18 protein-coding genes are annotated in these 21,499 nt (G+C 72.6%); 9 read left to right on the top strand and 9 right to left on the bottom strand.

Features of this window, described 5'->3' with window-relative positions; translation table 11 throughout:
- Positions 1–108 precede the first annotated feature (108 nt).
- From ACTJK8_RS11155 to ACTJK8_RS11135, 5 genes are all read left to right on the top strand, one after another.
- Positions 109–1,248, top strand: a complete 1,140-nt coding sequence (locus tag ACTJK8_RS11155; protein ID WP_012321291.1) for an amidohydrolase/deacetylase family metallohydrolase — start codon at positions 109–111, stop codon at positions 1,246–1,248.
- A 157-nt stretch (positions 1,249–1,405) separates the two neighbouring features.
- Positions 1,406–2,176 carry an ABC transporter ATP-binding protein gene (locus ACTJK8_RS11150; protein WP_012321292.1) on the top strand — a complete coding sequence of 257 codons (771 nt, stop codon included), beginning with the start codon at positions 1,406–1,408 and terminating at the stop codon, positions 2,174–2,176.
- Positions 2,169–3,095: an ABC transporter permease gene (locus ACTJK8_RS11145; protein ID WP_012321293.1), complete on the top strand. Its 927-nt coding sequence runs from the start codon at positions 2,169–2,171 to the stop codon at positions 3,093–3,095. The genes ACTJK8_RS11150 and ACTJK8_RS11145 overlap by 8 nt, the downstream gene beginning before the upstream one ends.
- Before the next feature lie 211 nt (positions 3,096–3,306).
- Positions 3,307–4,395, top strand: a complete 1,089-nt coding sequence (locus tag ACTJK8_RS11140) for a YeiH family protein (protein WP_024828824.1) — start codon at positions 3,307–3,309, stop codon at positions 4,393–4,395.
- A gap of 227 nt (positions 4,396–4,622) precedes the next feature.
- The gene (locus ACTJK8_RS11135) at positions 4,623–5,075 is read left to right on the top strand and encodes a MucR family transcriptional regulator (RefSeq protein ID WP_012321295.1); all 453 of its coding nucleotides are present in this window, start codon (positions 4,623–4,625) and stop codon (positions 5,073–5,075) included.
- Here the strand turns inward: ACTJK8_RS11135 and ACTJK8_RS11130 are convergent.
- The 6 genes from ACTJK8_RS11130 to ACTJK8_RS11105 form a co-directional block, all read right to left on the bottom strand.
- The gene (locus ACTJK8_RS11130) at positions 5,048–5,398 is read right to left on the bottom strand and encodes a hypothetical protein (RefSeq protein WP_012321296.1); all 351 of its coding nucleotides are present in this window, start codon (positions 5,396–5,398) and stop codon (positions 5,048–5,050) included. The two genes, ACTJK8_RS11135 and ACTJK8_RS11130, sit on opposite strands and share 28 nt — an antisense overlap.
- 188 nt (positions 5,399–5,586) lie before the next feature.
- On the bottom strand, positions 5,587–7,191 hold the full coding sequence (locus ACTJK8_RS11125) for an ABC transporter ATP-binding protein (RefSeq protein ID WP_012321297.1): 1,605 nt from the start codon (positions 7,189–7,191) through the stop codon (positions 5,587–5,589).
- A 4-nt stretch (positions 7,192–7,195) separates the two neighbouring features.
- Positions 7,196–8,617 carry a M20 family metallopeptidase gene (locus ACTJK8_RS11120; RefSeq protein ID WP_440761934.1) on the bottom strand — a complete coding sequence of 474 codons (1,422 nt, stop codon included), beginning with the start codon at positions 8,615–8,617 and terminating at the stop codon, positions 7,196–7,198.
- Between the two features lie 89 nt (positions 8,618–8,706).
- Positions 8,707–9,642 (bottom strand): ABC transporter permease, encoded by a 936-nt coding sequence (locus tag ACTJK8_RS11115; protein ID WP_029358642.1) that lies wholly within the window; start codon positions 9,640–9,642, stop codon positions 8,707–8,709.
- A 10-nt stretch (positions 9,643–9,652) separates the two neighbouring features.
- Positions 9,653–10,570 (bottom strand): ABC transporter permease, encoded by a 918-nt coding sequence (locus ACTJK8_RS11110; RefSeq protein ID WP_012321300.1) that lies wholly within the window; start codon positions 10,568–10,570, stop codon positions 9,653–9,655.
- 191 nt (positions 10,571–10,761) lie between these two features.
- Positions 10,762–12,294: an ABC transporter substrate-binding protein gene (locus ACTJK8_RS11105; RefSeq protein WP_012321301.1), complete on the bottom strand. Its 1,533-nt coding sequence runs from the start codon at positions 12,292–12,294 to the stop codon at positions 10,762–10,764.
- Between the two features lie 170 nt (positions 12,295–12,464).
- Here ACTJK8_RS11105 and ACTJK8_RS11100 point away from each other — a divergent pair, with 170 nt between their 5' ends.
- Together ACTJK8_RS11100 and ACTJK8_RS11095 are read left to right on the top strand one after the other, a co-directional pair.
- Entirely contained in the window at positions 12,465–13,367 is a 903-nt protein-coding gene (locus tag ACTJK8_RS11100; RefSeq protein WP_024828820.1) for a LysR family transcriptional regulator, read from the top strand.
- 7 nt (positions 13,368–13,374) lie between these two features.
- Positions 13,375–13,902 carry an AAA family ATPase gene (locus ACTJK8_RS11095; RefSeq protein ID WP_053622583.1) on the top strand — a complete coding sequence of 176 codons (528 nt, stop codon included), beginning with the start codon at positions 13,375–13,377 and terminating at the stop codon, positions 13,900–13,902.
- Positions 13,903–13,912: 10 nt separating this feature from the next.
- On the opposite strand, the gene ACTJK8_RS11090 is transcribed toward ACTJK8_RS11095, so the two are convergent.
- Complete coding sequence (locus tag ACTJK8_RS11090; RefSeq protein WP_053622582.1) at positions 13,913–14,680, bottom strand: CDP-diacylglycerol diphosphatase; 768 nt, start codon at positions 14,678–14,680, stop codon at positions 13,913–13,915.
- A 180-nt stretch (positions 14,681–14,860) separates the two neighbouring features.
- On the opposite strand from ACTJK8_RS11090, the gene ACTJK8_RS11085 reads away from it, so the two are divergent.
- Positions 14,861–15,925 carry a DUF2891 domain-containing protein gene (locus ACTJK8_RS11085; RefSeq protein ID WP_182178227.1) on the top strand — a complete coding sequence of 355 codons (1,065 nt, stop codon included), beginning with the start codon at positions 14,861–14,863 and terminating at the stop codon, positions 15,923–15,925.
- A 155-nt stretch (positions 15,926–16,080) separates the two neighbouring features.
- On the opposite strand, the gene ACTJK8_RS11080 is transcribed toward ACTJK8_RS11085, so the two are convergent.
- Both ACTJK8_RS11080 and ACTJK8_RS11075 read right to left on the bottom strand, forming a co-directional pair.
- Positions 16,081–16,386, bottom strand: a complete 306-nt coding sequence (locus tag ACTJK8_RS11080) for a hypothetical protein (protein WP_012321306.1) — start codon at positions 16,384–16,386, stop codon at positions 16,081–16,083.
- 101 nt (positions 16,387–16,487) lie between these two features.
- Positions 16,488–19,328, bottom strand: coding sequence for a PAS domain-containing protein (locus ACTJK8_RS11075; RefSeq protein WP_012321307.1), 2,841 nt, complete (start codon positions 19,326–19,328; stop codon positions 16,488–16,490).
- Between the two features lie 338 nt (positions 19,329–19,666).
- Between ACTJK8_RS11075 and ACTJK8_RS11070 the strand changes: the two genes are divergently transcribed.
- On the top strand, positions 19,667–21,499 hold a 1,833-nt coding region (locus tag ACTJK8_RS11070; RefSeq protein ID WP_440761933.1), incomplete at its 3' end, for a CarD family transcriptional regulator.

Below are 21,499 nucleotides of genomic sequence, written 5' to 3'. Positions count from 1 at the left end.
AAGCAATCCAGGGCGGCGCGCGGTCCCCGAGCGTGGCGGATCCCTGGGTCGCTTCGCTGCGCGCGCGATGACGGGTCGGATTCCCGCGACCAACATCTGGAGTCTCTCGTGCAGCACGATCTCATCCTGAAGGGCGCGCGGGTCATCGACCCGTCGCAGAACCACGACGGGATCTGCGACGTCGCCTTCGCGGACGGCCGCGTCTCGGGCTTCGGCCGCGACCTTCAGGCGAGCCCCGGCACGCAGGTCCGCGACATGGCCGGCGCCATCGTCACCCCGGGCCTGATCGACCTGCACACCCACGTCTACTGGGGCGGCACCTCGCTCGGCATCGACGCCGACGAATTCTGCCGGACCTCGGGGGTGACCACCTCGGTCGATACCGGCAGCGCCGGCCCCGGCAACTTTGCCGGCTTCCGCAGCCACGTGATCGAGCGGTCGCAGGCGCGGATCCTCGCCTACCTGCACGTCTCCTTCGCGGGGATCTTCGGCTTCTCGAAGACCATCATGGTCGGCGAGAGCGAGGATCCGCGGCTCATGGCACCGCGCGAGGCGGTCGAGGTCGCCGACGCCAACCGGGACGTGATCGTCGGCATCAAGGTCCGGGTCGGGCGCCACGCCTCGGGCGACCAGGGCACCGCGCCGCTCGACATCGCGCTGCAGGTCGCCGAGGAGACCGGCCTGCCGCTGATGGCCCATATCGACGAGCCGCCGCCGAGCTACGAGGCGGTGCTGGCCATGCTGCGGCCCGGCGACGTGCTGACCCACGCGTTCCGGCCGTTCCCGAACTCCCCGATCACGGCCCAGGGCGCCGTGAAGCCGGCGCTCCGCGAGGCGCGGGCGCGGGGCGTGATCTTCGACATCGGCCACGGCAAGGGCTCGTTCGCCTTCAAGACGGCGCGGGCCATGCTGGCCGGCGGCTTCCTGCCCGACACGATCTCGTCCGACGTGCACCAGCTCTGCATCGAGGGGCCGGCCTTCGACCAGGTCACCACCATGTCGAAGATGCTCTGCCTGGGCATGAGCCTCGACGAGGTCGTCGCCGCCTCCACGGTGAACGCCGCCGTGGCGCTGAAGCGGATGGAGTACGGGACCCTGAAGGTCGGGGCGCTCGGCGACGCCACGGTGCTGGCGGTGCGGGACGGGGAGTTCGACTACGTCGACACCCGGGGCGAGCACATGACGGGCGACCGGCGGATCACCGCGGAGGGCGTGGTGCTGCGCGGGGCGTGGTGGCACCCGGCCTGACCGCGCCGGGATCGCGCCCCGAGGACCTCGGTCCTATCGCATACAAAATATCGACCTTTACAGCCTCTTCGACTGACCGATACACTTTCCCGTGAGGGTCGGACCATCTCCGGCGCTCAGCGAAACGCGGCCCAAGCCGCGGCGCCAGGGAGGATGGATGGACACGGGTCAGCCTCTGCTGGAGGTCGACGGCGTCACGCTCCGCTACAAGACGCCCGAGCACCTCGTCACGGCCACCTACCGGGTGAGCTTCCGGGTCTGGCCCGGGGACCGCTTCGTCCTGCTCGGGCCGTCCGGATGCGGGAAGTCAACCCTGCTCAAGGCGGTGGGCGGCTACATGGCGCCGACCGAGGGCGAGATCCGCCTGAAGGGGCGCCCGGTCACCGAGCCCGGCCCCGACCGGATGATGGTGTTCCAGGAATTCGACCAGCTCCTGCCGTGGAAGACGGTCCGGCAGAACGTGGTCTTCGCCCTCGAGGCCTCGGGCCGGCTGAGAGGTCGCGAGGCCCTGGACCGGGCCAACCTCTACATCGACAAGGTCAACCTCACGAAGTTCGCCGACAGCTACCCCCACACCCTGTCGGGCGGCATGAAGCAGCGCGTCGCCATCGCCCGCGGCATGGCGATGGAGCCCGACATCCTGCTGATGGACGAGCCCTTCGCGGCGCTCGACGCGCTCACCCGGCGGCGCATGCAGGACGAGCTGCTGATGCTGTGGGAGGGCACGCGCTTCACCGTCCTGTTCGTCACCCACTCGATCCCCGAGGCGATCAAGGTCGGCTCGCGCATCCTGCTGCTCTCGCCCCATCCCGGCGAGGTGAAGGCCGAGCTCAACAGCGCCGAAACGCCGGAGGCGGCGCTGCAGCTCGAGGGCCGGATCCAGCACATGCTGTTCTCGGAAGAGATCCAGGAGGCGGAGAATGTCTAGCGCGCAAGCCCTGAGCGGCCCCCCGCTGGCCGGCCCCGCGCCGCGCCTGTCGCCCCTGCCGCCGTCCGGCCGGCCCGAGATCGTGCGCGAGACCGGCCACGCCCACGGCGCCACCGTGGTGGAGAAGCCGCTGTCGGTCGCCGAGCGGCTCTACAACCAGGCCTGGCTGCGCAAGGTCGTGATCCTCGTGCTCCTCGCCGGGATCTGGGAGGCCTACGGGCGCTACCTCGACAACGACCTCCTGTTCCCGACCTTCTCGGCGACCGTGGAGGCCTTCGTCCGGGGCATCGCGGACGGCACGCTCCCGGCCCGGGCCTGGAGCTCGCTGAAGGTGCTGCTCATGGGCTACGCCGCCGGCGTCGCCCTGGCGACCCTGCTCACCGGCGTCGCCATCGCGTCGCGGATCGGGACCGACCTCCTCGAGACCCTGACGTCGATGTTCAACCCGCTGCCGGCGATCGCGCTGCTGCCCCTGGCGCTGATCTGGTTCGGCCTGGGCAACGGCAGCCTGATCTTCGTGCTGGTCCACTCGGTGACCTGGGCGATCGCGCTCAACACCCATTCGGGCTTCCTGTCGGTCAGCCGCACGCTCAAGATGGTCGGGCGCAATTACGGGCTCTCGGGCCCGCGGCTGATCGGCAAGATCCTGATCCCGGCGGCCTTCCCCTCGATCCTCACCGGCCTGAAGGTCGGCTGGGCCTTCGCGTGGCGCACCCTGATCGCCGCCGAGCTGGTCTTCGGCGTGTCGTCCGGGGCGGGCGGCCTCGGCTGGTTCATCTTCGAGAACAAGAACATGCTCGACATCCCGAACGTGTTCGCCGGGCTGCTCACCGTGATCCTGATCGGCCTCGTGGTCGAGAACCTGATCTTCCAGACGATCGAGCGGCGCACCGTCCAGCGCTGGGGCATGCAGGCCTGAGCGGGGGCGGGCCGGTGCGCGACACCGGCCCGCGTCGCCGCGGGGGGACGCGGAGCGCTCCGGCAGCGCTCGGCCTGTCGCTGTCTCCGGCGGACGCCGAGATGTGTCTTCTCGCATGGCACTCGAATAGAGATCGAACTTCTCTGTTGCGCGGGTGCGGCGAACGTTTTCTTCCTATAGGCTCCGCCGACGATCCCCGGAGCCCGATCCCGTGAGTCCTGAAGCCCCCTCCAAGACGGCCCCGACGCCGGCGCGCTCCGACCGGGGCGGCCGGTCGGACACGGCCGCCTCGGTCCTGCCCGGGATCGGGCTGTGCGCGGCGATCACCGCGGTGGCGATGGCCGCGCAGGCGGTGGAGGAGCGGGTCGCCGGCCACCCCTATATCGAGGCCCTGGTCCTGGCGATCCTGATCGGGATCGCGGTGCGGACCGCCTGGACACCCCCGGCGCAGTTCCGCACCGGCATCGCCTTCTCGGCCAAGCAGCTCCTCGAGGTCGCCGTGGTGCTGCTCGGCGCCTCCCTGAGCCTCGGGGCGATCCTCGCCTCGGGCCCGGCGCTGCTGGCCGGCATCGTCGGAACCGTGGTGCTCGGCATCGCCGCCAGCGTGGCGATCTGCCGGGCGCTCGGGCTGCCGGCCCGGATGGCGATCCTGGTGGCCTGCGGCAACGCCATCTGCGGCAACTCGGCCATCGCCGCGGTGGCGCCCGTGATCGGCGCGGAGGCGAAGGACATCGCCGCCGCCATCGCGTTCACCGCCGTCCTGGGCGTGCTGATGGTGCTCGGGCTGCCGCTGTTCGTGCCCCTCGCCGGCATGACCGACAACCAGTACGGGGTGCTGGCGGGGCTGACCGTCTACGCGGTGCCGCAGGTCCTGGCCGCGACCGTGCCGGTGAGCCTGCTGTCGACCCAGGTCGGCACCCTGGTCAAGCTGGTGCGCGTGCTGATGCTCGGCCCCGTCGTGGTGGTGTTCTCGCTGATCGCCCCGCGTCTGCCGCAGGCGGCGGGGGCGCCGCCGGCGCCGTCCCGTCCGGGCTTCACCAAGCTGGTGCCCTGGTTCATCCTCGGCTTCCTGGCGCTGGCCACCCTGCGCTCCCTGGGCCTCGTCCCGGACCCGGCGGTGAAGCCGCTGACCCAGCTCGCCGGCGTGCTCACGGTCCTGTCCATGGCCGCCCTCGGCCTCGGGGTCGACGTCCGTGTCCTGGCCCGGGTCGGCGGCCGGGTCACCCTCGCGGTCACCGCCTCCCTGGCGGTCCTGATCGCCCTCAGCCTCACCCTGATCCGCGCCCTCGGGATCGGCTGACGCCGCGCGCGGTATTTCCCGCCGCGCGGGCCCCCGACCCCTGTAACCGGCCTTCGATTGGCACCTTTGTGCAGGTGACCGAGGCCTTTCGCGCCGGCGAGCCGGCCGTCCCGCACCGTGAAGCGATTTGGGAGATCGACTCTCTGTCAAGACCGTCTTGACACATACGCGGTTTTTGCTTTGGAACCGCGGGCACCGTCGTCGAAAGCTTTGTGTGGACTCCCGCAGTGCCTGAAAAGAATCCCGAGAACAGCCTCAGGTTGGTCACGCTGGTGGGCGAGATCGTCGCCGCCTACGTCTCGAACAATTCCGTTCCGCCGACGGCCCTGCCGGAGCTGATGGCGAGCGTGCACGCGGCCCTGGCGGCCCTCGACGGGCAGCCGCCCGCGGCGGCCGCCGAGCCGGCCGTGGAGCGGCCGACGCCGGCCCAGATCCGCAAGTCGGTCCAGGAGGACGGCATCGTCAGCTTCATCGACGGCCGGACCTACAAGACCCTGAAACGCCACCTCACCGCCCACGGCCTGACGCCGGAGCGGTACCGCGAGCGCTACGGCCTGCCGGACGATTACCCGATGACCGCGCCGGGCTACGCCGCGCAGCGCTCCGCCCTCGCGAAGGCGATCGGCCTCGGTGTGCCCGGCGGGCGCGTCGATCAGCGCAGGACGGGCACCGGCGGCTGATCGGCGGCGCGGCGCCGGGTCGAGCGCGGCGCGGTCTCGCTCCGGCGCCCCTGGAACGGCAGCACCTGTGCGGGGCCCGGAGCGGGCCGGCCGGGCTCGGCCCGGCTCGGGCGGCCGAACGTGTCGGCCCAGCTCAGCTTGATCACGCGGTTGTCCGCGGAGGCGGGCGCGGTGTCCTCCGCGGAGCGCTGTGCCTTGCGGTTGGCGGCGCCGATCCAGCGCACGATCCGGTGCTCGCGCCCGCGGCGCAGCACCGGCGGCAGATCCGCCTCGCTGCGCTTGCGGTTCGGCCGGATGTCGTCGGTCTTGTCTGAGATCGACACGCTCGATAACCCTGTCCCCGTGCGAGGTGCGGGCGGGGACGGATAGCGGGTGCAGCCGTAGATCCGCCGGGGTGCTCCACCCTCGACAACGGCGCTATCCTACTGAACTCGCAGGATCCGGACAGGGCAGTCCCGTCCAAAAAACTTGTCTCTGCGTCCCAGATTGGCCTGTCCGGGGCCGGCACGGCTCAGGGCGCGTGCGCCCCCGGCACCGCGGCGAGCAGGGTGCGGGTGTAGGCGTGCTCCGGCGCGGCGAACAGGTCCGCGGTGCCCCGCATCTCCACGATGGCGCCGCGGTGCATCACGGCGATCCGGTCGCAGATCGTGGCGGCCACCCGCAGGTCGTGGGTGATGAACAGCATCGCCAGCGACAGGCGCTGCTTCAGGTCCTCCAGGAGATCCAGCACCTGCCGCTGGACCGAGACGTCCAGGGCCGAGACCGCCTCGTCGGCCACCAGCACGTCCGGCTCCATGGCGAGCGCCCGGGCGATGCCGATGCGCTGGCGCTGGCCGCCCGAGAAGGCGTTGGGGTAGCGGGCAGCGGCCTTCGGATCGAGACCGACGAGGTCGAGGAGGCTCCGCGCCCGCTCCCGCGCCTCCGCGGCCGGGACCCCGTGGGCGATCGGCCCCGCCGTGATGATCTGCTCCACGGTGCGGCGCGGGTTCAGCGACGCGAACGGGTCCTGGAAGATCATCTGGATGCGGCTGCGCTTGTCGCGCAGCGCGCCGCTCTTGAGCGCCGTGTAGTCGAGGTCACCCAGGCGCACCGTGCCGCCGTCGGGCTCGATCAGCCGGATCGCGAGCCGCGCCGTGGTCGACTTGCCCGAGCCGGATTCGCCCACGATCCCCAATGTCTCGCCGCGGCGGACATCGAACGAGACTTGCCTGACCGCCGCCACGACCCGCGGCTTGCCGAACAGGCCGGAGCGCCCGGCATAGGTCTTCGACAGGCCGGCGACCGACAGGGCGACCGGGGCCGCCGCGAGCGGAGGGCGCGCCGGCGGCGTCAGGCTCGGGACGGCGGCGAGCAGCGCCTTGGTGTAGGGCGCCTGCGGGTTGCGCAGCACCGCTTCGGCCGTGCCGGACTCGACGAGTCGCCCGCGCTGGAGCACCGCCACGTGGTCGGCGATCTCCGCCACCACGCCGAAATCGTGGGTGATGAACAGGACGCTCATCCCGCGCTTCCGCTGCAGGTCGCGGATCAGCCGGAGGATCTGGGCCTGGGTGGTGACGTCGAGCGCCGTGGTCGGCTCGTCGGCGACCAGCACCGAGGGCTCCAGCGCCAGCGCCATGGCGATCATCGCCCGCTGCCGCTGGCCGCCGGAGAGCTGGTGCGGGTAGGCCCGGACCGCCTCCTCGGGATTCGGCAGGCCGACCTCGGTGGCCAGCGCCACCGCCCGGGCCCAGCGCTCGCCGCGGGTGAGCAGGTTGTGCGCCTCGAACATCTCGGCGATCTGGTCGCCGATCCGCATCACCGGGTTCAGCGCCGTCATCGGCTCTTGGAACACCATGGCGATGCGCCGGCCGCGGAGGGACCGCCACGCCGGCTCGTCGAGGGTCAGGAGGTCCCGCCCCTCGAACAGGATCGTGCCGGCCGTCGGCTTCAGGGCCCGGGGCAGGAGGCCGGTCAGCGCGTAGGCGCTCATCGACTTGCCCGAGCCCGATTCCCCGACCACGCACAGGATCTTCCCGGCCTCGAGGTCGAGGTTCAGGCCCTCGACCGCGTGCGGGCGGTCGGCGCCCTTGGGGAGCGCGATCGTCAGATCGCGGATGCGGACGACCGGCTCGCTCATCGTGTCAGGCCCTCGCTTCGCGGCGGCGGAGGATGTCCGGGCCATCCTGCCCGAGATCCCAGAACAGCCCGGCCATGATCGCCAGACCCTCGCGGGTGCCGGAGGCGAGCATGTGCTCGTCGGGCCCGTGCTGGCGGCAGGCCGGGTAGGAATGCGGCACCCAGAGGGTCGGCAACCCTAAGATCTCCGAGAAGGCGTCGTTCGGCAGCGAGCCGCCGAGATTGGGCAGCAGCGCCGGCTTCTTGCCGGAGCTCGCCTCGATCGACTGGAGCGCCCACTCGACCCAGGGATCCTCCACCGGCAGCCGCGTCGCCTGGAACACCTCGGCGGCGCGGGCCGGCCTGACCTCGATCATCGGGAAGCCGTGCGCGTCGAGATGGGCGCGCACGTTCCGGATCAGGTTCTGCCAGTCGGTGCCGACCACGAAGCGCAGCTGCAGGGTCGCCTTGGCGTGGGGCGGCACGGCGTTGAGCGGGCCGTCCGGATCGCCGGTCTTGAAGGCCAGCACCTCCAGCGTGTTCCAGGCGAAGACCCGCTCGGCCGGGGTGAGGCCCGGCTCGCCCCAGTCGGAATCGATCGTGGGCGCGGTCGGGTCCTCGCCGACGCGGATGTCGGCCAAAGCCGCGCGCACGCCCTCGGGGATCGGCGGCGGCCGCAGGGCGTCCACCAGGATGCTGCCCCGCGCGTCGACCATCGAGGCGATCGCCGAGGCCAGCACCGTGCCGGGGTTGCGCAGCAGGCCGCCCCAGTTGCCGGAATGGTGCGGGCCCTCGCGCAGGTTCAGGCTCAGCTCGAAATTGTAGGCGCCGCGGGAGCCTAGGAAGAGGGTCGGGCGCTCGCCGTTGAGGCGGGGGCCGTCCGAGGCGATCAGCACGTCGGAGCGCAGGGACTCGGCCTGCTCCCGGCAGAACGGCCGCAGGCCCGGGGAGCCCGATTCCTCGCCCATCTCGATCAGCAGCTTCACGTTGAAGCCGAGATGGCCCTCGCGGGCCGCGATCACCTGCTCCAGGGCGGCGAGGTTGAGGACGTGCTGGCCCTTGTTGTCGGCGGTGCCGCGTCCGTACCAGCGGTCGCCCTCGACCACGATCTCCCAGGGCCCGAGCCCTTCCCGCCACTGCTCGGGATAGCCCCGCACCGTGTCGCCGTGGCCGTAGATCAGCACGGTCGGCAGGTCCGCGCCCTCGTGCCGCTCGGCGATCAGGAACGGGCCATGCACCCCGTCCGGGTTCGGGAAGATTTCCGGGGTCTCGAAGCCGAGGCGGGCGACGAGGGGCGCGATGAAGGCGTCGAGATAGGCGCGGAGCGCCGCTTCCTGGCCGGGGGCCTGGCTCTCGGTGGGCATCGCCACCGCCTCCCGCAGGAGCGCGAGGAACGCGCCCGAGTCGAAGCTGTCAGTGGCGCGCGCGATGGCGGCGTCTCGCGTCATGGTGTGATCTCAGGCGAAGGAAGAGGGTGTCGTTAGTGCGCGCGGGCGGTCCCACCCGTCATCGCGAGCGCAGCGAAGCGACGCGGGCATCAATTGCGCGCCTCGGGCGCCGTGATGTCGCGCAGGCCGTCGCCCAGGAGATTGATCGCCAGCACGAGCAGGAGGAGCGCCACGCCCGGGATGGTGATCACCCAGGGCTGGAAGAACATGTACTGCTTGCCCTCGGCGATCATCAGGCCCCAGGAGGGCAGGGGCGGCTGCACGCCGAGCCCGAGGAACGACAGGGCGGCCTCCAGCAGGATCGCGTGGGCCATCTCCAGGGTCGCCACGACGATCAGGGCGTTCATGATGTTGGGCAGGATCTCCTGGCGGATGATCCGCAGGTCCGTGAGCCCCGCGGCGCGGGCGGCCGAGACGAAATCCTGGTTGCGGATCTGCTGGGTGGCGGCCCGGGTCACCACGGCGAAGCGGTCCCAGAGCAGGAAGCCCAGCACCAGCACCACCACCTTGAGCGAGCCGCCGACCAGCGCCGCCATGGCCAGCGCCACCAGCACCACCGGCATGGCGAGCCGCGTGGTGACGATGTAGCTCACCACCGAGTCGACCCAGCCGCCGAAATAGCCGGCGCAGAGCCCCAGCGTCGTGCCGATCAGCCCGGAGATCAGCGCCGCCGAGAGCCCGATCAGGAGGGAGATCTGGCCGCCGTAGAGCAGGCGGCTCAGGTAGTCGCGGCCGAGCTTGTCGGTGCCGAGCACGTGCGCCCAGGTGCCCTTGGCCTGCCAGACCGGCGGGATCAGGCGGCGGGATACGTCCTGCGCGTAGGGGTCGTGGGGCGCGATGAGCGGGGCGGCGAGCGCCGCCAGCACGATCAGCCCGAGGATCCCGGCGCCGATCAGGAAGCCGGTGTGGCGCAGGCCCCGCCGCAGGATCAGGCGGGTGGGGGAGGGGACCGGCGCCAGCGCGACCGGCGCGTCCGGGGGCAGGGCCGGGGCGGCGAGCGCCGCCGTGTCGGGGGGGAGGCTCATCGGCGGATCCTCACGACTGGCGCAGGCGCGGGTCGAGGAAGGCGTTCAGGAGGTCGGCGGCGAGCGTCAGGCCGATGTAGATCATGGCGAGCACCAGCACGATCGCCTGGACGACGGGGAAGTCGTTGCGGGCGATGGATTCCCAGGCGAGCTGCCCGAGGCCCTGGAGCGAGAACACCGCCTCGATCACGATCGAGCCGCCGAGCATGAAGCCGAACTGCACCGCCGACAGGGCGATCACCGGGATCACGGCGTTGCGCAGCGCGTGCCGGACCAGGATCTTCCGGGGCGGCAGCCCCTTGGCGCGGGCGGTGCGGACGTAGTCGGAGGCCAGCACCTCCAGCATGCCGTTGCGGGTGAGGCGCATCACCGCCGGCATCGCGTAGTAGCCGAGCGCCACCGCGGGCAGGACGAAGTTCTTCCACGTGGCGTTGCCGGAGACCGGCAGCCAGCGGAGATTGACGGAGAAGATCAGGATCAGCGTCAGGCCGAACCAGAAGCTCGGCATCGCCTGGCCGAGCACCGAGACGGCCAGTGCCGTCCGGTCGATCCACGTGTCCCGCTTCACGGCGGCGACGACGCCGAGCGGGATCGCCACGAACAGCGCGACGGCCAGCGCGATGATGCCGAGGTAGAGGGTGATCGGCAGGCGGGCGGCCAGCAGGTCGATCACGCTCTCGCGGAAATAGAAGGAGTTGCCGAAATCGAGGTGCAGCGCCCGCCAGCCCCAGGTGAGGAACTGGGTCAGCAGCGGCTGGTCGAGGCCGTAATCCCGGCGGATCTGCGCGATCTGGGGGCCCGTGGCCTCCGGGCCGGCGATGGCGGTGGCGAGGTCGCCCGAGAGGTGGAGGAGCAGGAAGCTCGCCACCGAGACGGTGACGGCCACCGCCAGGGCGACCAGCACGCGCCGGACCGTGAAGGCCAGCATGGCTCAGGCTCCTTCGTGGCGATCGGAGACGGATCGGTCGGCGCTCACGGCATCCGGACCGATCGCGGGTCCCCTCTCCCGTGCGGGAGAGGGACAGGGTGAGGGATGCGACCTCTCCGGACTGACCGGGCCCCTCACCCCAACCCGCTCCCGCACGGGAGAGGGGGCTCGGCGCGCCGCGGCCACCGCCGTCACTTCCACGACGCCGCGTAGAAGCGCGGCACCTCGTCGGGCTGGGCGGTGAAGTTGAGGTCCGACGTGAAGGCGTAGTTGGTCGAGTAGGAGAACATCGGCAGCGCGTAGGCTTCCGCGGCGATCCGCTGGAGCGCCTTGGCGTAGGCGGCCTTGCGCGTCTCCGGGTCGGTCGAGCCGTCGCCCTTCTGCAGATCCGCGATTACCTGCGGATCCTTGGTCAGATCCTCCTCGCCGCCGCGGAAATACACCCCGTCGAAGGCCGAGACGTCCAGCACCGAGAACGAGCCCCAGGTCTGGTAGCCGATCGAGGTCTTGCCGGCCCGCAGCGCGTCCCGGAACGCCGCGTAGCGCAGGTAGTTGAGCCGCGCCTTGATGCCGACGGCGCCGAGATAGCCGATCACCGCCTCGGCGTAGTCGCGCTCGCGATAGGCGCCGAGGTCGATCTCGAAGCCGTTTCCGTAGCCGGCTTCCTTGAGCAGCGCCTTGGCCTTGGCGGGGTCGTAGGGGTAGCGCATCACCCCCTGGTCGGTGCAGCCGAACTGGTCGACGAAGCACAGCGCGTTCATCACCCGCGAGGCGCCGCGCACGAGGTTGTCGACCATCGCCTTGCGGTCGATGGCGTAGGAGATCGCCTGCCGGACGCGCACGTCCTTGAGCGGCGAGTTCTCCTTGGCGCGGCCGAGCGTGTCGAACTGCAGGAAGCCGACCCGCATCGTCTCGGAATTGAGGACCGTGATGTTGGGCGCGGCGCGCAGCTGCTCGGCCTGGTCGCTCGGCACCCGCCAGATCCAGTCGACGCCGCCGGTCATCAGCTCGGCCATCCGGCTCTCGCCGTCCGGGATGACGCGGAACTGCAGCTTGCCGATCTTCGGCTTACCCAGAGGGCTCTCCGCCCAGTACTTGTCGAACCGCTCCATGCTGACGCCGCGGCCGCTGTCGACCTTGGTGATCCGGTAGGGTCCGCTGCCGACCGGCGCCTTGGCGAAGCCGTCGAGGCCGACCTTCTTGAAGTAGTTCGCCGGGAAGATCGGGGTCGGGCCGGCGAGGTACTCGAGCGCGGCCGGGAACGGCGCCTTGAGGTGGATGCGCACGCTGTGCGGGCCGGTCACCTCCACCGACTTCATCCAGTCGACGTTCTGGCGGGTGACCGTGCGCGCCTCGGGGGTCAGCACGTAGTTGAACGTGAAGGCCACGTCCTCGGGCCCGAGCGGGTCGCCGTTGTGGAAGACCACGCCCTCGCGGATCGTGAGGTCGAGGGTCGTGTCGTCCGCCCATGTCCAGGCGGTCGCCAGCATCGGCTTGTAGGTGCCGTCCTTGGGATCCCGGTACAGCAGCGTGTCCCAGCAGTTCCGGGCCAGGATCACGCCCTCGCGGGCGCTGTTGTGGTACGGGCTGACGTTCTCGGGCTCGCTGTCGGAGGCGTAGACCAGCGTGTCGTCGGCCTTGCCGGCGAGCGCCGGGTGCGCGGCCATCAGTGCGGCGAGCGAGGCGGCCAGGGTGGCGGCCCGGGTGAGAGTCCGTAGCGGCATGCAGGCTCCGACGGCGCGGCGGACAGGCCCGGCGGACGGTTCCGCGGGTGCCGCGTTTTTCACCCTGCCATGGTGTTGTGCATCTGGGATCGCAACAAGTAGAATTTGGCGAGTGCTGCGTTGCCGTATCGGCAATGTGCGCGGCACCATACAGCGTATCGAGCACGATAATGCAGAGTACGGGCCTGCGCTACTTCCTGGCCGTGGCCCGCACCGGCTCGATCGCGGCGGCCTCGGCCCAGCTCAACGTCGCGGCCTCGGCGATCAGCCGGCAGATCGCCAACCTCGAGGCCGAACTCGACTGCGTGCTGTTCGAGCGGCGCCCGCGCGGCATGGTGCCGAGCCCGGCCGGGGAGCTCCTGGCGCAGCACGCCCATCAGGTGCTGATCCGCTCCGAGCAGGTGGTCACCGAGATCCGGGAGCTCGAAGGGCTCGCCCGCGGGCTGATCCGGGTCGCCTGCTCCGAGGGCTTCTCCCTCGACATCGTGCCGAACGCGATCGCGGCCTTCCACGCCGACCATCCCGGCATCCGCTTCGAGGTCACGGTCCAGCCCCCGGCCCAGGTCACCCAGACGGTCGCGGCGGGGGATGCCGATCTCGGGATCACCTTCGCGCTGACGCCAACCGCGCAGGTCGAGGTTCTCTACGACGGGCAGGTCGACATGCTGGCGCTGGCCGCCCCCGACCACCCCCTCGCGCGGGCACCGGCCCTGCGCCTCGTCGACCTGCTGCACTATCCCGTCGCCCTGCCGACCCGGGACACGACCCTGCGGCAGGTCTTCGACGCCGCCTGCGCGCACGAGGGCCTCACGGTCGAGCCCGTGCTGACCGCCAACAAGCTCTCGGCGCTGCTGCCCTTCGTGCGGCGGTCGCGCGGGCTGGCGCTGATGTCGGCCCTGTCGGTCCGGACGCCCCTGCGCCTCAACGAGCTGGTCAGCCTGCCGATCCAGTCCCGGGCGAGCCTCGCCCGCGGCATCAAGGTCCAGGCCATGCGCGACCGGCGGCTGCCCCGGGCGGTGCGGGCGTTCCTGCGCCAGCTGCTCGACGCGCTGCCGCCGCCGCGGTCGCCGTGACGCCGCCGTGACCCTCGACGCGCTCGGCCCGCGGCTCTGCATCCTGGGACCGTCGAACAGCGGCAAGTCCACCCTGGCGGTCGCCGTCGCGCGGGCGCGCGGCCTGCCGCCGGTCCACCTCGACCGGCTGTACCACCGGCCGGGCACCGACTGGGAGCCGCGGCCCTTCGCGGAGTTCCAGGCCCTGCACGACGCGGCGGTCCGCGAGCCCCGCTGGGTCATGGACGGCACCTACGCCCGGTGCCTGCCGCAGCGTCTGGCGCGGGCGACGGGCGTGATCCTCCTCGACGTCCCGACCGCCACCGGCCTGATCCGCTACCTGCGCCGGTCGTGGTTCGTGCGTGACCGGCCTGGCGTCCTCGACGGCGGCCGGGACAGCGTGAAATGGGCGATGATCCGCCACATCGCCGTCACCGAACGCGGGAACCGCGCGCGCGACGCGGCCCTGTTCGACCGCATCGCCCTGCCCAAGATCCGGCTGGCCACGGGGGCCGCCCTGGCCGGCTTCTACCGCGCGGAGGGGCTGAGCCGGTGACCCGGACCGCTCAGGCGCCGCCCCGGGCGGCCGCGACGGCGCAGCTATGGTCCATCACGTCCTCGGCGCTGGCGCTCGGCGCCCGGTAGGCCAGCAGGATGTAGCCCGGCTCGGGATCGCCGGGGGGCGTGGCGAGCGCCGCGAAGCTCGTCCGGTGCAGGTCGGGCCGGGCGCCCGGCAGGGTGTGAAGGGCCGCGAACGGGTTGAACTGCGCGGCCTCCGCCTCCGGCACGCGCAGGGCGTAGTAGCGGTCGCCGGCCAGCGGCACCGGGAAGCGGCTCCAGGTGTGGCGCACCTGCCGGCCGTGCGCCCGGACGGCCTTCAGCACGCTCGGCTTCAGGCAGTCGAGGTGGATGTGGAGCTGGTCCTGGCTGCGGCCCCGGGCCGAGTTGACCGCGAGCCCGACCTCCGCGGGGGTGAGCCTCCCCTTCAGCGCGTCCGACACGAGCGGCCGCGCCGCCAGGGCCGCCCGCCAGTAGGCCGCGCCCCGCGGCCCGCGCAGGACCGGCGCCTCCAGGCCCGGCACGGTGTCGGTCGGCATGACGACGCTGTGGGTCGGCTCGCCGGGCGCGCGCAGGACCGCCGAGCCCGGCCGCGTCCCGTCCCCGAGATCGACCGAGAGGCACGGGAAGGTCCGGTTGGCGAGCCGCTTGGCGAGCACGCAGGTCTTCAGGGCCGCCCACAGGACGTCGCGGCTCGGGTCCGGCGCGGCGGCGGCCGGTGCCGCGGCGGCCGACAGGGCCGCGACGAGGAGGGCGGCGGGCGGCGCGCGGCGCATGGGGACTCCCGGTGAGGCCGGCGCGTCCGGCCCGGCCCTTCGCGATAGCCGATCCGGGGCCGCGCCGGCAAAGGATCCGCGGGCCCTGACGCCGCACCGGGAAACCCGCTATGCCGGCGGTCGCAGAATCCCCGCCAAGTCTCAGCCAAGTCCCCGCCAAGTCCCCGCCGGAATGCCGCGATGATGCCCGCGCTCACCCCGACGCTCACCCCCACGCTCACCCCCGACCTCGCCGCGCGCTTCGCCGCCGTCGCCCTCGGCCATGTCGGCCGCGAGTATCCGAACAAGCCGGGGCACGTCCTGGCCGGGCCGGCCGATGCCCGCACTCCCGCGGCCCTGCACCCGGCCTTCCACGGCAGCTACGATTGGCATTCCTGCGTCCACGGCACGTGGCTGCTGGCGCGGGTGCTGCGGCTGTTCCCGGACGGCCCGCAGGCCGCGGCGATCCGCGCCCGGTTCGACGCGCAGCTGACCCCCGGGACGGTGGCGGGGGAATGCGCCTACTTCGCCGCCCCGACCGCCCGGGGATTCGAGCGGCCCTACGGCTGGGGCTGGCTCCTGAAGCTCGCCGACGAACTCTCCGCGCTCCCGGAGCGCCGCTGGTCCGAGGCCCTGGCGCCGCTGGCCGGGCTGATCGTCGGTCGATTCGCGGAGTTCCTGCCGGTGGCGACCTACCCGGTGCGGGTCGGGACCCACTTCAACACCGCCTTCGCGCTGCGCCTGGCGGCCGATTACGCGGAGGGCGCCGGGGATGCCGCGCTGATTGCCCTGCTGCGCGACACCGCCGTCCGCTGGTACGGGGACGACGCGGATTGCCCGGCCTGGGGCGAGCCTAGCGGCGACGACTTCCTCTCCTCGGCGCTGATCGAGGCGGAGTGCATGCGCCGCCTGCTGCCGCCCGCGCGCTTCGCGCCCTGGTTCGACCGGTTCCTGCCCGGTCTCGCGGCGTCCCGGCCGGCGACCCTGTTCCGCCCGGCCCGCGTGACCGACCGCTCGGACGGGAAGATCGCCCATCTCGACGGGCTGAACCTCAGCCGCGCGTGGTGCTTCCGCGCGCTCGCCGCGTCCCTCGGTCCGGACGATCCCCGCCGGCCGCCACTCCGCGCGGCCGCGGAGGCGCACCTCGCGGCGGGCCTCCCGCACGTCACCGGCGACTACATGGGCGAGCACTGGCTCGCGACCTTCGCGCTGCTGGCCCTCGAGGCCGTCGCGGGCGACACCCAGGGCGGCGGGAAGACTTTCTGAGAGATTCTTGAGAACTGTCCGTCGCGGGCTCCGTCGAGCACTGGCGGTGGACAGCAAAAAAAGGACCGTCCCCGGGGAGAACGGTCCGGAAGTCTAGGGAGGAAACGCCCACGAGGGGCTGCAAGACAGCGACGCCGTCGCTGTGTTGCCTCCCGTCAACCCGACAGGGGCGGCCTTGTTCCTGGCTCCGGTCCGCCGCGCGCCAGGGCCAGCCCGGCCGGGACCGCCGCGAGGCCGGCGGGGCGGCGCGGCTCGCCGGGGCCGAACTCGGCGCGGTAGGTCCGCTCCAACGTCATCAGCCCCCGCAGCGGCCCCTCGGCGAGGTCGAGCAGCCGCGCGTCGCGCCAGCGCAGGGTGCGGCCGAGGCGGCGCCGGAACCAGCGCCCGCGCTCCTCCTCGACGAGCAGGATCAGCTTGCCGGTCCAGGTCCGGCGGAACCAGAAACGTCCGGTCAGCGGCATGGCGGTCGAGGCCCCGGCGGTCGATGGGCGATAGACTACAGCCGGATCGGATCCGCGGGAATATTGCCGTCCAGACCGCGGATGAATTCTAGCGAAGTCTGTTAATCGGAGCCGACGGCGGGTCGGGCCCGGGAGGCCGGCTGCCGCCCCCGCTGCGCCGTCTCGTAGAGGATCTGGGCGAGCTGCTCGGCCGAGTAGGGCTTGCGCACGAGGGCGAAGCCGTGGGCGTCGTCCTTGGCGAGGACGTGGCTGTAGCCCGACGTCAGCACCACCGGCAGGTCGGGACGGTGGGTCCGGAGCTGCCGGGCGAGGGCGAAGCCGCCCATCCCCGGCATGACCACGTCGGAGAAGACCACGTCGAACCGGTCCGGCGCCCGGTCGAGCTCGGCCAGCGCCTCCTCGGCGGATTTCGCCCAGACCGGCGCGTGGCCCAGATCCTCCAGGATCTGGGTGCAGAAGCGCCCGACCCCGAGATTGTCCTCCACGACGAGGATGCACAGGCCCCGCCGCGGCTCCGCCGCCCGGTCGGACGCGCGGTCGGCCTCGGACGGCGCGGCGGGGGCCTCGACCTGCGGCAGGTAGAGCGAGAAGGTCGTGCCGTGGCCGAGCGCGCTCGCCACGTCGATGTCGCCGCCCGACTGCTTGGCGAAGCCGATCACCTGGCTGAGGCCGAGGCCGGTGCCCTTGCCGACCTCCTTGGTGGTGAAGAACGGCTCGAAGATCCGCCCCAGATCCGCGTCGGGGATGCCGGCGCCGGTGTCGGAGACCCGCACGGCCACGAACGGCCCCGTCGCGCCGGCATGCCCGCGGATCGGCGGCATCGGGCTGTCGCCCTCCAGCCGCAGGATCAGTGACCCTTCCCCGTCCATGGCGTCGCGGGCGTTGACCGCCATGTTGATCAGCGCGGTCTCGAACTGGCTCTCGTCGGCGCGCACGTAGCGGGGTGTCTCCGGCAGGTCGATGGTGACGCGGATGCGCGCGCCGGTGACCGAGTCGAGCATGTCGGCGATGCTGCGCAGGCGCGCGCCGATGTCGAACACCTGGGGCTTCAGCGCCTGGCGCCGGGCGAAGGCGAGGAGCTGGCCGGTGAGCTTGGCCGCCCGGTCGACCGTGTCGGAGACGGCGTCGAGGTAGCGGCGCCGGCGCTCCTCGGCCAGCTCCGGCCGGCGCAGGAACTCCACGGAGGATCGGATGATGGTCAGGAGGTTGTTGAAGTCGTGCGCCACCCCGCCGGTGAGCTGGCCGATGGCCTCGAGCTTCTGGGACTGGCGCAGGGCCTCCTCGGCCTGGCGCTGCTCGGTGATGTCGCGCCCGAAGCCGTAGAACAGCCCGTCCTCCGGCACGACGGTCCAGAGCACCCGCCGCCGGTCGCCGGCGCGGGTCAGGCACGACAGTTCCACATCCTCGACCCGGCTGTCCGCGCAGAGCGGGCGCAGCGCCGCCTCCGCCGCCGCGCGCTCGGTGGGGGCGAGGAAGTCCAGGGCCGCCCGCCCGATCGTCTCGGCCTCGGACCAGCCGAGCGCCCGGCTCCACGAGGGGTTCACCGACTGGACCTGCCCGGTCCGGTCCGAGACGAGCTTCAGCACCGGCGACAGCGTCCAGACCCGGTCGCGGTCGCGGGTCTGGGCGGCGACCTGCGCCTCCAGGTGCTCCGCCCGGGACTGGAGCAGGACCTCGTTCCGCTTCCGCTCGGAGACGTCGTGGGCGAAGACGTAGAACCCGTCGACGCTTCCGTCCGGTCCGCGGCGCGGGAGGTAGCGGGTGTCGGCGATCCGGGCCTGCCCGTTCGGGAAGGTCCAGGCCCACTCCTCGCGGACCTCCTGACCGGCGAGCGCCCGCTCGATGCCGGCGCGTCGGGCCTCGAACGCGCCGGGGCCGAGGAGGTCGCGAACGGTCCGCCCGACGACGGCGTCGGGGGTCTGGCCGGTCCAGGTCTCGTAGGCGGCGTTCGCGAACCGGTAGGTCAGGTCGCGGTCGATGAAGGCGATCAGGACCGGCATCGCGTCCGCGACCAGCCGGAGCTCCGCCTCGCGGGCCCGCAGCGCGTTCTCGCCCCGGCGGCGCTCGGTGATGTCGTTGAACAGGATCGCGACGCGGTTCCGCGCCGGCCCGTCGACCCGGTAGGCGTGCACGTCGTACCAGCGGCCCAGCGCCGCGGCGGCCTGCTCGAACCGGACCGGCTCGCCGGTCAGGGCGACCCGGCCGTAGAGGTCGAACCAGTGCTGCTCGTGGTCGGGGGCGAGGTCCCGCATCCAGCGGCCCACCGCCTCCCGCAGGCCGGTCTGCCGCTCGAAAGCGGGGTTGACCTCCAGGAAGCGGTAGTCGACGGGCCGGTCGCCGTCGGCGAACTTCACCTCGATGAGGCAGAAGCCGGCATCGATGAAGGTGAACAGCGAGCGGTAGCGCTCCTCGTTCCGGCGCAGGGCCGCCTCGGCGTTCCGGGATTCCAGCTGCGTCATCACCGTCCGGGCGAGCGCCATCAGGATGAAGCGCTGCTGGTCGGTGAGCGTGCGCGGGACGCGGTCGAGGACGCAGAGCGTCCCGATCGCCCAGCCGTCCGGCGTCACAAGGGGCACGCCGGCGTAGAAGCGCAGGTGCGGTTCGCCGGTCACGAGGGGGTTGGCGGCGCTCTCCGGCTCCGCGGCCAGATCGGGCAGCACGAGGACGCCGTCCGCGCGCATGGCCTCGGTGCAGAAGCCGAAATCGAGCGGCATCGTCCGGGCGGCGTGGCCGAACGCGGCCTTGATCCACTGCCGGTCGGCGTCGACGAAGTTGATGTGGGCCATCGGCGTGCCGCAGGCCTGGGCGGCCATCTCGGCGATCTCGTCGAACGCGCGCTCCGGTGGCGTATCGAGGATCGCGTAGGCGCGCAAGGCGGCGAGCCGCTGGGGATGCCGGGGCTCGAAACCCGACGGGCGGGGTATTGTCTCGTTCGGCGACACGGGGTCGTCATAGCCTACGCTCCCGCTTCTCCCTAGTGAAACTCTGCATCACGCGTCCGACGGCGGGACCAGCGCAAGCATTCCGCATTCGTCCAATACTCGACATTCATCTCAAATTGTCGGCGGCGGCGCGGTTTCACGGTCGCCGTCCAAGTCTTGCCGGTGCGGCCGACCGGGCTTCGGGCACCTGCCGGGATCTCGTCCTGCGGCGCCCGTCGGAGCCGCGCGACGCGATCCGGCGGGCGCCGCGCGGCTCTTGTGGATCGGATCGCCGCGGTCGGGAGCCCGCGGGGCGGGTGCGGCGTTGCCGGCTCACAAGGGATGGGTTCGGATCAGGCATGGCCAAGCGCAGGACGAAGGCGGGCGCCCAGCAGGGGCTGGAGGACGCGCCGCTGATGCCCACCGGCGCCCTGGCGGTCGCGCTCCTGGCCTTCGCCGAGGGGCCGGGGCCGGTGGTGCACGTCGCCCGGGACGCCCGCCGCCTCGAGGATCTCGCCGCGACCCTGCGGGCGCTGGAGCCCGACGCGCGGGTCGCGGTCTATCCCGAGTGGGACTGCCTGCCCTTCGACCACGCCTCGCCGTCGCGGGCGACGATGGGCGCCCGGGCCGCCGTGATGCGCTGGCTGACCGACCGGGACGCGCTGCCGGACTTCGTTCTGACGACCGCCCCCGCCCTCGTGCAGCGCGTGCCGCCGCCGGAGACCTGGGCCTCGGCCCGCGTGACGCTCCGGGTCGGCGACCCCCTCGACGTCGCGGCCGCCACCGCCGACCTCAAGCGCCTCGGCTACATCCTCGACGAGCGGGTCGACGAGCCGGGCGAGATCGCCGTCCGCGGGCGCACCGTGGAGGTGTTCCCCGCCGCCGCGCCGCGGCCGTGCCGGATCGAGCACGCGGAGGGCCGCGTCACCGCGATCCGCTCCTACGACCCGATCTCGCAGCGCTCGGTGGCGGAGGCCGACGAACTCGTCATCGACCCGGCCACCGAGATCATCCTGGAGCCCGGTTCCGGCCAGAGCTTCGAGCCGTTCACCGGGCAGGAGCACCGCCTGGACCGCTACTACCCGCGCCTCGTGACGCTCCTCGACTACGTGCCCGAGGCGCGCCTCGCGGTCGAGGACGGCACGCAGGCCCGGATCGACGCGTTCTTCGAGCAGATGGACGAGGCGCGGGGCCGGATGAAGGGCCGCGACGCGCCGGCGGGGCCCGGCGCCGGCCTCTACCTGGCGCCGGAGGCGTGGCGCGCCATCGTGGCGGCCCACGGCCGGCTCACCGCCACCGAGGCGGCCGGGGAGCCGCGCGCCATGCCGCGCTTCGCCGGGGAGCGCCGGCCCGGCACGGCCTTCGCCAAGGTCCTGCGCGCGCGGCTGAAGGCCGGCGACGTCGTCGTGCTCGCCGGCTCGGTCCGGCCGCTCCGGCGCCTCGTGCGCCAGGCGGGCAAGATCGCCGAGCGCCCGATCCGGCTGATCGACGCCTGGGCCGACGTGGCCGAGGCGGCGCCCGGCGACGTCCTCGCCCTGGAGGCCCCGCTGGCGGCCGGCTTCCGGGTGCCCGAGCAGGGCGCCAGCGTGATCGCCGCCGCCGACCTGTTCGGTCCGGAGGCCGCCGTCACGGGCGGCGCCCGGGCGATCCTGCCGATGGGCGAGGTCGACCTGCGCCCCGGCGACGTGGCGGTCGACCGGGACCACGGCCTGTGCGTGTTCGAGGGGCTGGAGCCCGTCTCGGCGCCGAGTGCCGCGCCGAGTGCCGCGCCGGGGGCAACGCAGGGCGGGGCGCCCTCCGAGGCCCTGCGCCTGCGCTTCGCCGGCGACGCGATCCTGATGGTGCCGGTCACGCAGGCCGACCGGATCTGGCGCTACGGGTCGGAGCCCGACGCCGTCACCCTCGACAAGCTCGACGGCGGCACGTGGCCCCGGCGCCGCCTGGAGGCCGAGGCCACCATGGCGCGGACCGCCCGCCTGATGCTGGAGGCCGCCCGGGCCCGCCGGGAGACCGAGGCGCCGGTCCTGGCGCCGCCGGCCAGCGAGATGGAGCGGTTCGCCGCCGGCTTCGGCTTCGCCCCGACCCCCGACCAGGCGGCGGCGGTCGACGCGCTGATGGCCGACCTCGCCTCCGGCCGCCCGATGGACCGGCTGGTCTGCGGCGATGTCGGCTTCGGCAAGACCGAGGTGGCG

The organism is Methylobacterium sp. 22177 (assembly GCF_052045615.1).
In the GTDB taxonomy this organism is placed as follows: Bacteria; Pseudomonadota; Alphaproteobacteria; order Rhizobiales; family Beijerinckiaceae; genus Methylobacterium; species Methylobacterium radiotolerans.
This window is presented reverse-complemented; position numbering and strand designations above follow the sequence as displayed.